Origin of the sequence: Coprococcus sp. RTP31081st1_H1_RTP31081_211007, assembly GCF_040227275.1 — a bacterium.
GTDB classification, from domain to species: Bacteria; Bacillota; Clostridia; order Lachnospirales; family Lachnospiraceae; genus Coprococcus; species Coprococcus aceti.
In genome coordinates this window covers 247,612-263,784 of record NZ_JBEHVP010000001.1, presented here as the reverse complement: position 1 = coordinate 263,784, position 16,173 = coordinate 247,612, and the positions used below count along the sequence as shown (strand labels likewise).

6 protein-coding genes are annotated in these 16,173 nt (G+C 42.7%); all 6 read left to right on the top strand.

Translation table 11 applies throughout. The annotated features are described in order from the left end of the window. Positions 1 to 34 precede the first annotated feature (34 nt). The 6 genes from ABUA31_RS01145 (at position 35) to ABUA31_RS01120 (ending at position 16,167) form a co-directional block, all read left to right on the top strand. Positions 35 to 10,690, top strand: coding sequence for a Cna B-type domain-containing protein (locus ABUA31_RS01145; protein ID WP_349818372.1), 10,656 nt, complete (start codon positions 35 to 37; stop codon positions 10,688 to 10,690). A 174-nt stretch (positions 10,691 to 10,864) separates the two neighbouring features. Beyond that, entirely contained in the window at positions 10,865 to 12,331 is a 1,467-nt protein-coding gene (gene spoIVA, locus ABUA31_RS01140; RefSeq protein ID WP_349818371.1) for a stage IV sporulation protein A, read from the top strand. A 122-nt stretch (positions 12,332 to 12,453) separates the two neighbouring features. Continuing rightward, the gene (locus ABUA31_RS01135; RefSeq protein ID WP_022216424.1) at positions 12,454 to 13,212 is read left to right on the top strand and encodes a segregation and condensation protein A; all 759 of its coding nucleotides are present in this window, start codon (positions 12,454 to 12,456) and stop codon (positions 13,210 to 13,212) included. 13 nt (positions 13,213 to 13,225) lie between these two features. Then, positions 13,226 to 13,900 carry an SMC-Scp complex subunit ScpB gene (gene scpB, locus ABUA31_RS01130; RefSeq protein ID WP_015534975.1) on the top strand — a complete coding sequence of 225 codons (675 nt, stop codon included), beginning with the start codon at positions 13,226 to 13,228 and terminating at the stop codon, positions 13,898 to 13,900. Between the two features lie 101 nt (positions 13,901 to 14,001). Continuing rightward, complete coding sequence (locus ABUA31_RS01125; RefSeq protein WP_055144391.1) at positions 14,002 to 15,189, top strand: D-alanyl-D-alanine carboxypeptidase family protein; 1,188 nt, start codon at positions 14,002 to 14,004, stop codon at positions 15,187 to 15,189. A gap of 60 nt (positions 15,190 to 15,249) precedes the next feature. Further along, positions 15,250 to 16,167 (top strand): NAD(P)-dependent oxidoreductase, encoded by a 918-nt coding sequence (locus ABUA31_RS01120; protein WP_173794517.1) that lies wholly within the window; start codon positions 15,250 to 15,252, stop codon positions 16,165 to 16,167. The last annotated feature ends 6 nt before the right edge of the window (positions 16,168 to 16,173 follow it).

Below are 16,173 nucleotides of genomic sequence, written 5' to 3'. Positions count from 1 at the left end.
TAAGTCGAAAAATAATTAGAAAAGAGGTATTACAATGGCAAAAACTACGAAAAAGCTTATAGCACTGCTGCTGGCGGTAGTTATGATAACTACGTTGATTTCGCCTTCTAATTATAGTTGGTCCAATGCGGCCGAGACGAGAGGGGGAGACGCATACGCCACGGCTACTGATTCGATAGCAATGCTGTCGAGTGCAGCAGTAACCGGAAATCTTGAAGATTATATTACTGGAGCTACGATTGCTGATAAAGCAGGTAATATATATGGTAGCAGTTCCAGACCGTCCACAACGCCGCTTCCTGTAGATCCAAATGATCCTACAAAAGCCGGTGTAGATATCCAGATGTCTATGGATATAGTGTTTCCGGAAAATGTTGTTAATAGCATAGTGGAGTCTGGTGAAGATGCAACATTTACTTATACGATGCCGGATACCATAAAGTTTAATTCCGATATTCTGAATGAGAATATAACTGATGGAAGTGGTAACAGGATCGGTTCGTATTCAGTTGTGAACGGAGTCCTTACTGCGACGATCGATCATACAGCACTCGAGGGGGGAGCCCAGCTCAAGGCTTTCTTCAAGGCGTGGATCGATATGGATCTCACAAAGTACAATGAGAAAAACCAGGTCGAGAACAAATTCACAAGCACTGTGATTGTGACTGTGGATGTGGATTTCAAGCCTGATGTGGATGTGAAGAAGACCGCATCCGAGGGTAGAGTTACAGATCCTAAGGATGGATATGTATACTTTGACTATACCGTAGAAGTTTCATCCAATCATGGAAGTGCCAGTGAGGATCTGAACTTTAGTGATGTTATAGCCAACGACATAGCAGGTGTCATACCTGAAGTTACAGATATAAAGGTGATCAAGTCTGACAACACAGACTGCAGCTCATCACTCACATATAACAGTAGTACCTCTAGTATAGAAGGAACTCTTCCTGCACTCGGAGCAAAGGAGTCATATAAGATAACCTATACAGTAAAGAGTAAAGTCGATGATCTTTCTCAGGACGTGATCAATCTGAACCAGAGCAATATTGCAGAGGCTAAGAATTCAAAGGTTGATGATAAGGATCAGACCAACAAGGGCTACAAATATGTGAAGGATGGTGCCACAGATCTCAAGGTTACAAAATCCTCAGATGGTGTGAGCATTGATCCTGACGATCACAAGATAGTTTACAAATACAAGGTTATAGTAAGTTCTGAGTATGGAAGCGATGGTGATATTACACTTGATGATATTCTTGCAAATGAACTTGACTCAAAACTTGGATCTGATGCCAAGAGAACAGTACAGAATGTTACATGCAAGCTCAAGGACAGCAACGGACAGTACACGGATGTCACAGCAAATGGATATGTGACTCCTGCAACAGGAACCATAGGAAATGGTGAAACAGTTATAAATGGAAAGCTTCCGAAGCTTGACGCTAATTCACAGTATGAGATCACATACGAGGTTATTGTCTCAGATATTGCCGATGACATCGGAAGCATAAATGTACACAATAAGAATTGTGTAGACGTGTCAGATGATTCACATGACGAGCATACTGATAACGACAGCAGTACATGGTACAATGCCGGCAAGTCTACAGCATCCATAAGTAAGACCGGTTCACTGTCAGGTGACAAGTCAACCATAACATGGACAGTAACCGTGAATGCGGATAAGAAGAAGAATCTGACAGGAATGTCAGTATCGGATATACTCACAAAGAATGGGACAGAGCTCACAGACGAAAAGACGTGCAGCGTATCCATAAATGACACAGATGTTTCAACCACTATCAATCTTCCTGCAAGCTTTGTGGAAGAGAATGGTAAACTTTATTTGACGGATGGAACTTCAAGGGTTGATGTGACAGAGAACAAATCCAAGATCGTGTTCACCTACACAACAGATTCATCCAAGCTTGATAAGCTGACTGATGTTTATAAGAATGTAGCGACAATAGAGAAGAACGGAGTTACGGACAGCGCCGAGGCGACTGTAGAGGTGGCCGGTGATTCAGTAAAGAAGGAATTCGTATCAGAGACGGAGAACGATGATACATATACCCTTGCATGGAAGTCTACAATATCTGGCGTTGACAAGCTCAATGCGAATGATACATATACTGACTCTGTAACATATGATAATGGAGCACTTCCAAAGCATTACTTTACGGCAGATCAGATAAACGGACTTACAATAGCTGGCCTCACAGAGGGAGTTGACTACAAGGTAAAGGTAACATACGCTGACTTCTCAAATGTATGGGCACCAACGCTTTCAACTATTGACAGCGTTGCAGATGTTCCGGCATCATCTGATAACTACATAATAGGATATACAATAGAATTCCTCAGAGATATAACAGGCACGGAGGAGACCCCGATAGATTATGTTATCACATATAATACGACAGTAAAGTCTGACAGCAAGTATACGGCAGTCAACAAGGGTACTCTTACTATTGATGGTTCATCCAAGACATCACAGGATTCACATCCTGTATCTGGAATAACGAAGGGGTCTGTTGTAGAGAAGTACAGCTACACTAATGGTACTGATGAGAAAGAAAGCATTGTAGTATATGACAAGGCTAACAATGTGTTCGTATATAAGGTAGTTCTCAACGGTGACTTTGCGTATGGAGATGGAGACAGACTTTCCTTTACAGATACACTTCCTGCAGGAACTGAGCTCGATACTACATACCTTAAGAGTGATATGCTTCCAGAGGGTGTAGGAGAGACTATTGGCCATGCTGGAATATATTTTGTTTCTTATTATGCAGATAATAAGACGAGACCTCAGACAGGTGCAAATAATTATATAGAGAACTTTAATGTGGCAAGCAACAGTATTAGTTTTGACATAAAGTCACTTGAGTTTTATACCAGAAATGTCAAGGTTGTTGTCTACTATGCAGTCAAGGTCACAAAGGATATATCATCCGTTGTTGGTGGCAGTGACGTGGAATTCACCAACAATTGTTCGGCAACAGTTGTCAGAACCGACGGTTCAACTAAGACCAAGGATGACAGCGCAAAGGTTACTGTGACTGGACCGAATATTACCAAAACTGCAGGAAACTATGATAATGACACCAACAGTATTGAATATACTGTGCATATCAATGAGAAGGGTGAGGCTCTTGGCAATACAGGATCCATAACTGTAGTTGACAAGTATGACTACAGCAATGCGGATGCAGTAAAGAGAGTATTTATCAAGGATGGTTCGTTTAAGCTTCTGTACGCAGATACAGGCGCTGAAGTTCCGGCGGACAAATACAGCTATACATATGCAGATGATACGACAGCTAAGATGTCTACACTGACACTCACCATGCCGGATGAGACAAAGTTTATTCTGAAGTATACATATACTCTTGTATATACAGGTAAGCTTACAGCGGATGTTAAGAACAGCGTTGGTATTCTTGGATCTACAAGTTCGGCAGATTCGTCATCAACGGACACGAACATCAATGATCAGGATTCATCAATGGGAACTGATACAGAGCAGTTTAATCTTTCGATAATAAAAACTGACTCTATAATGACAGGAATCAAGCTTGCTGGTGCGAAGTTTGCGCTTTACAGATATGGTGATCCAAACAACAGTGCAGACACTAACTGGAATCTCATGGTACCTGGAAGCGATGAGGAAAGAGTAACTAACGAACAGGGAAGACTTACATTATCAAGTTTGTATTATAATTACTATTACAAGCTTATAGAGGTGGAAGCACCAGAGGGTTATGAGAAGCTCACAGATCCTATATACATATATGAGAACAATATCTCATCCAGCCTGACAGGACCGAAACCTGCTGAGGTGACAACTGATTCTATCTCAGACATAGTCCTTGACAGCAAAGGTTCACAGGATTATACACTGCCAGTAGATAACACTCCTGAGAACAGAAAGATAACTGTTAAAAAGGTATGGAAGGATGCTGCAGGTGGAACACTGAAGGATATTCCGGTTGACAGTATAACAGTTAAGATCTATGCATCAACTAATCCATCAAGTTACGACAAGAACACAGATCCTGTTGTAAAGACAATTACCTTAAATAGTGCAAATAAGTGGACAAGTGATGAGATAGAGCTTAAAGTAGCTGATGCAAATGGCAACTACCTCTACTACTTTGCAGAAGAGGATTTCGATAATGCTGATTACCAGGTCACAATAAGTAATAATGGAACAGCAACCGGAACGATCACCATCACGAACACCAACACAAAGGTGACAAATGAGACGATCGATATTCCTGTAACCAAGAAGTGGGATGACAGCGACAACATTCTGTCAGCAAGACCAAAGAACATCAAAGTTACACTTGCCACAGAGGATGCGGCGGGCAATATAACAAAGATCGTTGACAAGACACTTACACTCAATGATTCAAATAACTGGAGTGGAACATTTACAGATCTTGATAAGAAGGATGCCGATGGCAATCTTATCAACTACACTGTAGATGAGGATGACGTAGAAGGATATACAAGCGATGTTCAGCTCACAAAGGATGAGAACGATGTAGTTACCGCTGCAACGATCACAAACAAGCTGAATGTTGGAAGCCTTGTTATCACGAAGTTCTTCAGCGGAGACCTCGATGATACAAAGCTTACAGATGCACAGAAGAAGCAGATCACATTTACAATATCAGGCCCTGAGGGATACAAGGGACCTACAATCGTAACATATGATCAGTTTTACTTAGGAAGCTACGTTATCAATAATGCTCCATATGGAAAATACACTGTAACAGAGACAAGTGCAGCGTTTGATGGATATACACATAAAGTTACATATACTGTAGGTTCATCAACAGGCAATACGGCTGCGGATGTTGTTATTTCATCATCGTCATCATCACTTGTGACTGTGGCGAATGAATACAAGGCATTTATCACGGTAAGTGGAACCAAGGTTTGGGATGACAATAATAATCAGGATGGCAAGAGAGCTAAGGATATTAAAGTCCGTCTTATGAATGGAACGACTGAGGTCGCAAGTAAGACGGTTACCCCTGATGCGTCAGGTAACTGGAATTTCAGCTTTGCTGATCTTCCAAAGTACGATGATAACGGCAATGAGATAGCTTATACCGTTAAAGAGGATGCGGTTGCGGGTTATGATACCAAGATAACCGGCGACGTGAAGACTGGATTTGTCATCACCAACAGTCATACACCTGAGACAATTGATATCAGCGGAACAAAGACATGGAATGATGCAGATAATCAGGACGGAAAGAGAGCTTCTGAGATTACAGTAAGACTTCTTGCAAATGGCAATGAGGTTGCTTCAAAGAAGGTTTCAAAGAATGATAACTGGAAGTACAGTTTCACAGATCTTCCTAAGTATGACAACGGATCAGAGATCATGTATACAATAACAGAGGATGCTGTTAAAGATTATACAACTTTGATAGATGGATATAACATCACCAACAGCTACACACCTGGTAAGACAAGCATTTCAGTGACAAAGGTTTGGGATGATAACAATAATCAGGATGGCAAGAGAGAAACCAGTGTTAAGGTCAAGCTCCTTGCTGATGGATCAGATGTTGCAGATTCAGAAGTAACACTGAATGCCGATAACAACTGGACAAACACATGGAACGATATTCCACTTAAGTCCGGCGGTAAGGATATAACATATACTGTTGAAGAGACAAGCAATGTGCCAGGATATAAGGCTGAAGTTACAGGAGATGTCAAGACAGGTTTCACTGTTACCAATAGTCATACACCTGAGACGATAGATATCGATGGAATAAAGACCTGGAATGATGCAAATGATCAGGATGGTAAGAGACCTAAGAGCATCACAGTAAATCTCCTTGCAAATGGTCAGACTTACAAGACAAAGACTGTTACAGAGGCAGAAGGTTGGAAGTACAGCTTTACAGGTCTTCCAAAGTACAGCAATGGTCAGGAGATAAAGTATACCATCACAGAGGACAGTGTGGAGGGATATACAGCAGCTCCAAATGGTTATGATATTACAAACACACATGTTCCAGAGACTACAGATGTCAATGTCACGAAGATCTGGGATGACGCTGGAAATCAGGACGGCAAGAGGGCAAAAGAAATCACTGTCAAATTATTTGCTGATGGCACAGAGGTTGCCGGTTCAGAGGTAACTCTTAAAGAGGACAACAACTGGACGTATACATGGAAAGATCTTGCAGTTTATAAGAACGGTACAGCTATAGGTTATACAGTAGATGAGACAGCTACAGTAACCGGATATACGAAGAAGGTCACGGGTGATGCCAAGACAGGATTTGTAATAACCAACAGCTACACACCAGAGACCATCAATATAGCTGGTACAAAGACATGGGATGATGCAAACAATCAGGATAGAAAGAGACCTGAGAGCATAACTGTAAATCTTCTTGCGGATGGTCAGTTATACAAGACAAAGACTGTTACAGCTGAGGAAGACTGGAAGTATAGTTTCAAAGATCTTCCAAAGTATAGCAGTGGCAACAAGATAGTTTATACCATTACAGAGGATGCGGTCGGTGATTATGCTACTGTAATAGACGGATATAACATTACAAACACATATACACCGGCAAAGACAAGTGTGTCAGTCACAAAGAGCTGGGATGATGCAAACAATCAGGACAGAAAGAGACCTACGAGTGTAAAGGTTCAGCTGCTTGCGAACGGAATAGCAGTAGATGGCTCAGAGACTATATTAAAAGCAGATAACAACTGGACACATACATGGACAGATCTTGACGTGAACAAGGATGGAGCTGCGATAGCTTACACTGTAGAAGAAACAGATATTACTGAAGGATATACTCCAGTGATAACCGGAGATATGACAACAGGATACACAGTTACGAACAGCTACACACCAGAGACGACATCAGTAAAGGGCGTTAAGATCTGGGACGACGGTGAGAATCAGGATGGTATCAGACCTCCAAGTATCACAGTCAACCTGATTGCAAACGGAACAAAGATCAAGAGTCTTGAAGTCACAGCAGCAAATGACTGGAAGTTTAGTTTTACAGACCTTCCTAAATATGCAGATGGATCAGAGATAACATACGAAGTAACTGAGGATGCTGTTTCCGAATACACTACAGCTGTGACAGGAGACGCAGAAAACGGATATACATTTACCAATAGTCACACGCCTGAAACGATCAATATAGAAGGAACAAAGACCTGGAACGATGCAAACGATCAGGATGGCAAGAGACCAGGAAAGATTACGGTAAATCTTCTTGCAGATGGAGACATATATGCTACGAAGGAAGTAACTGAGGCAGATGGTTGGAAGTACAATTTCACGGATCTTCCAAAGTACAAAAATGGCAATAAAATCACGTACACCATCACAGAGGATACTGTTGAGGACTATCAGACACTTGTCAACGGATATGATATCACGAACAGTTATACGCCAGGAAAGACAAGTGTATCAGTTACAAAGGCCTGGGATGATGCTGATAACCAGGATGGCAAGAGAGCTAGAAATATAAAAGTAAGACTTCTTGCCGACGGAAACGTAGTTGCAGATTCTGAGGTGGATCTCAGTGATGCCAACAACTGGAGTCATACATGGAGTGATCTTGATATCAACAAGAATGGATCACCTATTGAATATACTGTTGAAGAGATTACATCGGTTGAAGGATATGCAACAGTTATCACAGGATCTGCGAAGACCGGTTATATCATCAAGAACAGTTACACACCAGAGACAACTTCAATAAGTGGTAAGAAGATATGGAATGATGCAAATGATCAGGATGGTAAGAGACCAGGAAAGATCACAGTAAATCTTCTTGCAAACGGAGTGAAGGTGGCTGATAAGGAAGTTACAGCTGCGAACGGCTGGAAGTACAGCTTTACAGATCTTCCAAAGTACGCAGGTGGCAACGAGATCACATACGGTATCACAGAAAATGCTGTTGAGGATTATCAGACACTTGTAAATGGATATGATATCACGAACAGTTACACACCAGGAAAGACAAGTGTATCAGTTACAAAGGCTTGGGATGATGCCGACAATCAGGACGGCAAGAGAGAGAGTTCAGTAAAGGTTGAACTCCTTGCTGATGGAACTCCTGTCGTTGGATCAGAAACAACTCTCAGTGCTGACAACAAATGGACATATACATGGGCAGGACTTGATGTCAAGAAGAGTGGTGTGAATATCGTCTACAGTGTAAGAGAGATAACCGCAATTGATGGATATACAACCACAGTCACAGGCGATGCTGAGACAGGATTCACAATAAAGAACAGCTATACACCAGAGACGACATCAGTGAGCGGCAGCAAGTCATGGGATGATGCGGACGATCAGGATGGCAAGAGACCTGGAAATATCAAGGTAAACCTTCTTGCAGATGGCAGCGTATATGCTACAAAGACGGTAACCGAGGCAGAAAACTGGGAGTATAGTTTTACAAATCTTCCAAAGTATAGAGATGGTGGAATTCAGATCAAGTATTCTGTATCTGAGGTTGATGTACCAGAATATACAGGTGAGGTTACAGGTTATAATATCACGAACAGTTACACACCGGGAAAGACAAGTGTATCAGTTACAAAGAAGTGGAGTGATAATGATAACCAGGACGGCAAGAGAACACCTAGCGTAATGGTTCGTCTTCTGGCTGATGGACAGGTTGTAGCTGGCTCTGGGGTAACACTCAGCAAGGCAAATAACTGGACACATACATGGAATGCTCTTGACGAGAAGAAAAATGGACAGACCATCGACTACACAGTTGAGGAGACTACAACTATAGATGGTTACACAACAGTCATAACAGGAAATGCAGCTGATGGATATGTGGTTGACAATCAGCACACACCTGAGACGATCAATGTATCAGGTACTAAGACGTGGGTTGATGACGATGATCACGATGGTCAGAGACCAGATTCAATAACAGTTAAGCTTCTTGCAGATGGTACTGTTATAAAGAGCCTCGTGGTTACAGCAGATACTGACTGGAATTACAGCTTTACAGATTTACCAAAGTACAAAGATAATGGAACCCTGATCAAGTATTCTGTATCAGAGAATGCTGTTTCGGGATACAAGGCATCTGTTACTGGATATGACATAACAAACACATACAAGCCAAATGTTATAAAACTTACCAAGACCATAAATGGAGATATTACAGCAGATGATGCAGCGGCAAATGTAACGTTCAATGTTACAAACAATGCAGGCTACAGTAAGATCATAAAGCTTACAGACTCTGAGGTGGCAAAGCTTGGAAATGGCAAGTATGAGATAACTCTTGTAAATGTGCCGGATGGTACATATACAGTTGAGGAAACATCATATGCATATGATGGAGCAGCGGTAACAGTCAGCTATACTGTGGATGGAATAGACGGTGAAGGAACAGAGGCATCCGGAATAACACTTATTGGTGGAAATACAGCCGATGTAGAGTTCGTTGATACCTACAAGCTTGGCACTGTCAAGTTCACTAAGGCTGGACTTTATAAGGAGTCATGTGCTGAAGACCCTGATGATGTAAAAATGCTTGATGGTGTAGAGTTTGCGCTCTATGAGGGTACAGATACAGAGTGTGAGAATCCTGTAATGACAGCAACAAGTGTAAATGGTGTTGTGACATTCAAGGATCTTAAGATTGGTACGTATCTTGTAAAAGAGAGTAAGACTATCGGAGATTATATTATCGATAACACAGTCTACACAGCAGAGGTAACAGAGGCAAACATTGACACTTATGCAGTGTTAAATGGTGTTCAGGATAACACACTGATAAATGATCTTCCTAGAACAGATCTCAAGATAGAGAAGGTTGCAGAGGAGAACAATGGCATAAAGCTTCCAAATTCAGTATACGGACTCTACAAGGAGAACGAGAATGGTGAGGAAGAGCTTGTCGCTAAGGCTACAACAGACAGCAACGGAGTTCTCAAGTTTGACGGTATTTTGATCGGCACAGAGTATACGATCAGAGAGATACAGGCGCCGGATGGATACTATGTATCTGAACAGCCAATATCAATCAAGTTCAAGAAAGATGAGAACGGAAAGATTACAGTTGAATCATTTGACGGTGGTTTTAATACTGACACAGGTAAAGTCACAGCCAGAGTTGATGAGAATGGAAACATTACATGGCTTGAACCTTCAGTAAAATACAGCTTTGAGAAAGTAGATGAGGATGGTGTTCCTGTAAAGGGCGCAACACTTCGACTCGAGGATGCTGATGGAAAACTCATTGATGAGTGGGTAACAGATGGCAGTGCGCATGAAGTCAACAATGTACTTGTAATTGGCAAGATCTATGCACTCATAGAGGTTAAGGCTCCTTCGGGCTATGACAAGGCTGATGATATACTGTTCACAGTTTCTGATGATAAGGTTGCAGCCGGTGAGGATATTGTAGTGACTATCACAATGGTTGATAAGAAGACAACAACGACCGAGACTACGGAAACCACAGAGACAACCGAAACCACAGAGACAACACAGACAACTGAAATAACAACAGAGGACAAGAACAAGCCGGATACTGGTGACAGAGCTCCTGTTGTACCAATAGCAGTTGTGCTCTTAATAAGTCTTGCCGGATGCGGTGTTATTGTGGCATCTAAAAAGAGAAAAGATAATCAGAGCAGCAAGTAATACAAAGCTGTGACATGTCCCCCGGGAATATCACCTTATATGGTGGTATTCTGGGGGATTTTTTTGTTCATAAAACAGCAGTTACATTCATATGCTATATATAGAAAATGACCGTAGATCTATTGTGTTTACAGTAATGCAATTATGTAAATAAATAGCATGTCAGGAGGATGTATGGAGGAGTATCAGGTATATCAGGATATCAAGGCGAGAACAAACGGAGAAATATACATCGGCGTAGTTGGACCGGTGAGAACAGGAAAATCCACATTTATAAAAAGATTTATGAACCAGATGGTTATTCCTAACATTTCAGGGGAAAATGACAGGCAGCTTGCACAGGATGAACTGCCGCAGTCGGCATCAGGAAAGACCATAATGACAACTGAGCCAAAATTTATACCAAAGGAAGCTGTATCAATCAATGTTGCTGACAATCTGGATATGAAGGTAAAGATGATCGATTGCGTGGGATATGTCGTCAAGGATGCCGAGGGTCAGTTTGAGGATGGCAAGGAGAGAATGGTGAGAACGCCGTGGTTTGACTATGACATTCCGTTTTCCAAGGCGGCGGAGATAGGCACAAACAAGGTTATAAATAACCATTCAACTGTTGGGATTGTTGTGACCACGGATGGCAGCTTTGGTGAGCTTCCGAGGGAGAGCTATCTTGAAGCTGAGCAGAAGACTGTTGATGAGCTGAAGACCATTGGGAAGCCATTTGTCATTCTTCTCAACACCGACAAACCATCCAGTAGTCAGACGGCCGCGCTCTCGGCAGAAATGAGCGATACATATGGTGCAAGTGTTATTCCGGTAAACGTGGAGCAGCTCAGAGAATCGGATATTACATATATTTTTACAGAACTTCTTATGAGCTTCCCTGTCACATCTATATATTTTGAGATACCGAAATGGCTTGAGGTTGTCGATGATGACAATGAGATCAAGAGCAGCGTTATATGTGATGCAGTCCAGATAATGGCGGCTGCAGACAGCCTGAGGGATATCGATCATATGGACTACCCTGAGAATGAATATGTCAAGAGATATAAGTGTTCCAGCATAAATATGGCGGATGGATGTGTGAATATAAACGTCGATATCTACGATAATTATTATTACGCAATGCTGTCAGATATGATGGGCGCAGATATAACAAACGAGTACGATTTTATCACTGAGCTCAAATCCATGGCAGATAATCGTAAGTATTGTGTGAGTGTCATGGGAGCGCTTGAGCAGGTGAACAATGGAGGTTATGGCCTCGTTATGCCGGATAAGTCGAATGTCCAGCTCGGAAGTCCTGAGGTTATAAAGACCGGAGGAAAATTTGGAGTGAAGATATCGGCAAGCGCGCCATCGGTACATATGATCAAGGCGAATATCACCACCGAGATCATGCCTCTTGTGGGAAGCAAGGAGCAGGCGGATAATCTTGTCACATACATATCTGACAACAGCGATGATGGAGATATGTGGGGAGTTAATATATTTGGCAAGACCATAGAACAACTCGTTGACGATGGACTTAACAACAAGGTCAGCAAGATAGGTGCGGAGAGTCAGCAGAAGCTTCAGAATACCATGGAGAAGATCGTAAATGACGGAAATGGCGGAATGGTGTGCATAATAATATAAGATTGCATATTTATGGCAGGCTATGTTAAAATGTCTAAGGTGTTCTGGTGGATGCCTTAGACATTTGATTGTCCGGGCATGGAACATTATGGTGGTTATCAATTCAGGATGGAGACGTACATATGTCTGCGATAGATGTAAAGCTTAATGTATTTGAGGGCCCACTGGATCTTCTTTTGCATTTGATAGAGAAAAACAAAGTCAATATATACGATATTCCGATCGTCACTATCACAGAGCAGTATCTGGAATATGTGAACAATATGGAGGAAGAAGATCTTGACGTCATGAGCGAATTTCTGGTCATGGCGGCGACTCTGATCAAGATCAAGTCCAAGATGCTCCTGCCGAAGGATGAGGAGGATCCTGAGGATGAAGAGGATCCTAGAGAAGAGCTCGTCAGACGACTGCTTGAGTACAAGATGTACAAGTATGCTGCCGGTGAACTGAAGGATCTGGAGATTGAGGGAAACAAGGCATTTTTCAAGAAGGCGACCATACCGGCTGAGGTGAAGAATGTCAAGCAGGAGGTCGATCCTTATGAGTTGATCTCCAAGGCTGATGTGGATCTCCAGAAGCTCAATGAGATATTCAAATCGGTTATGCGTAAGCAGGTCGACAAGGTAGATCCGATACGAAGCAAATTCAAAGAGATCGAGAGGGAGGAGATTTCCCTTGAGGAGAAGATGGCGGAGGTAAGAGAAGAAGTCAGAGGACTGGAGGGCATAAACTTCAGGACACTGCTTGAGATGCAGGCATCAAAGATGAATATCATAGTCACATTCCTTGCCATACTTGAGCTTATGAAGATAGGCGCAATAGCGATCAGACAGGAAGATATATTCGGAGAGATAATCATTGATTCTCTGGATACTATATAGAGATGAGGTAACGATGAATAACGAAGATTTACAGAATGAGGAAATAGATGAAGTAAATACCCCTTCAGAAGAGAATGAGGAGGCCAGGACGGACAAGGAGTACAGTGACGATTATCTCACATCCGCCATCGAGGCTATACTTTTCTCAGTGGGTGAGTCTGTATCGATCGACAGACTTGCCTCAGCTCTTGAGATGGACAAGAGGAAGCTTACAAAGCAGCTTGAGGGTATCATATATAATTACAACAACAGCGACAGGGGTATCAGGATCATAGATCTTGACGGTTCGCTTCAGCTCTGTACGCGCAACGAATACTATGGAATTCTCGCCAAGGTTGTCAATACACCGAAGAAGCTTTCCCTCACGGATGTTGTTCTTGAGACTTTGTCTATAATTGCATACAAACAGCCGATAACAAGGCCCGAGATCGAGGCTATAAGAGGAGTTTCATGTGTACATGCCATAAACAAGCTCATAGAGTACAATCTCGTGCAGGAGGTTGGAAGACTTGATGCTCCTGGACGACCTATCATGTTTGGAACAACAGAGGAATTCCTCAGATGCTTTGGAGTGTCATCGACAAATGATCTTCCGATGATAAGCCCTGATAAGATAGAGGACTTCAAGAAAGAAGCGCTGGAGGAAGCAGATTTCACGCTCAGTGTAGATACGACATCCGAAGAATAACAGACATGTTCCTGTAATATAATATCATGACCAATATTATGAGGATATGACGGTATATGCATATGTTTTCTACAGGAAAAAGATCACGCATAAGGCGGTTTATGTTGCTTGTTGCAGCCTGGACTGCAGCAAGTCTGGTAATACAGTTTCTCGTTGGTAACAATATATTTATAAAAGCGTATGCTGAGGAAGACAATACAGCGGATGTACAGCTATTTGCCAGAAATGCGATTCTGCTGGATGGGGAGACTGGAGATATACTATATGACAAATGTAGTGATGAGCACAGACCCAACGCCAGCACGACCAAGATACTTACATGTATACTTGCAATCGAGTGCGGGAATCTGGCGGATGATGTGACAGCTTCATCCTATGCATCCAAGATGCCTGAGGTCAGACTTGGGGTTCGTGACGGCGAGAAGTACACACTTGAAGACATGTTGTACGCCATGATGCTCGAGAGCTACAACGACGCCGCTGTAGTCATAGCGGAACATATCGGTGGCAGTGTACAGCACTTTGCGGAGATGATGAACGCAAAGGCTGAGGAGATAGGCTGCCATTCTACATATTTTATCACGCCAAATGGTCTGGATGCCCAGGACGAAAATGGCGTCCATGGCACCTCTGCGGAGGATCTTGTCAGGATCATGAGGTATTGTATTCTTATTTCACCCCAAAAGGATGAATTTCTGAAGATTACCCGAACAAAATCATACACATTCACTGATAATACCGGAAATAGAACATTTGCATGCATTAATCACAATGCATTTCTCGATATGATGCCATGCGCATTGTCAGGAAAGACCGGCTTTACCTGCGATGCTGGATATTGCTATATAGGAGCTGCGGAGGTTGAGGGACATACATATATATGGGCTCTCCTTGGCTGCGGATGGCCGAATAATAAGACTTATAAATGGAAAGATTCCAGGGCACTTGTGGCATTTGCACAGGAACACACCATATACACGGAGCTTAAGGCGCCTGCTTCGCCTGACATCAGGATAACATATTCATCGGGCTCGTCGGCAGATGGAAGCACAGCGACAAAATGCAGGCTGAACAGGACTGTGACAGCATCTGAAGGTAGTATACAGTATGTATACAAAGTCGCGGATACATTAAAGGCACCTGTGCATAAAGGCGCTGTGGCCGGTTCGCTTGAAGTGTACCTGGACGATGAACTTATAGATGTTGAGAATGTTATTGTGTCCGAGGAGATAGCAGATGTGACATTTAAGGATGAGATAATAAAAGTTTTATATCGTGCTGCAATGTAACATTTGCCTGGCACAGGCATATCCTAAATTATCAATAATATAAGGGCGGTGCACTGAGGTATGGATATGGATTGTGTATACTACGTGGTAGGCGGTGACAGGAGAAGCTGCTATATGTCTCTCAATCTGGCGGAGAAAGGCAGTAATGTGTTTCATTTCGATCCATATGATGCCGATCTGCTGAGACATTCGCCGGTCACCATTATTTCGGGGGCTTCAGGAGTGGGCTTTCGCAGACTGATAGAGGGCGAATGTGCGTCTCCATCTGTAGAAATGCTGAAAGCTATCATTCTTCCTGTGCCTGTTACGAGGGATGGTGAATTTGTCAACGGCAGAACCCTTCTCACCGTGAACAGCATTCTGGAATGCAGCAAGGAATTTGACATTGTGTTTGGAGGCGGGATAGGCAAATATATGTCTGATACAAACGAAAATAGTCCTTATGTATTTGATTTTCTTGCAGATGATGTTGTGGCCGAGAGAAATGCAGTTGCAACCGCGGAGGGGGCAGTCTGCGATGCGGAGGAGCTGTCTGATATTAATATAGACGGAAGCGTATGTCTGGTGACGGGATTTGGCAAATGTGCCAGGGTTCTTGCCGAAAGGCTTGCATCCTGGGGAGCAGATGTAATAGTTATGGCAAGACGTCCAAAGCAGAGGAGTGATGCGGCGCTCATAGGCTACAAGGTTATGTCATTTGAGGATATTCCGATATATAAGCATATACTGTCAGAAGTGGATTTTTGCTTCAATACAGTACCTGCGAGAGTTGTATGTGAAGATATCCTGTCTCTGCTCAGCAGACATGCGGTTGTAATAGATATAGCATCTATGCCGGGAGGGGTGGATTTTGATTATTGCAAGGAACATGATATTCCTTATAAACACAGCCTGGGAATCCCGGGTAAGCTGTCTCCAAAGACCTCGGGGATGATTCTTGCCGATGCAGTGATAGAGGCAGTGTCGGCTCACCGCTGAAATGGA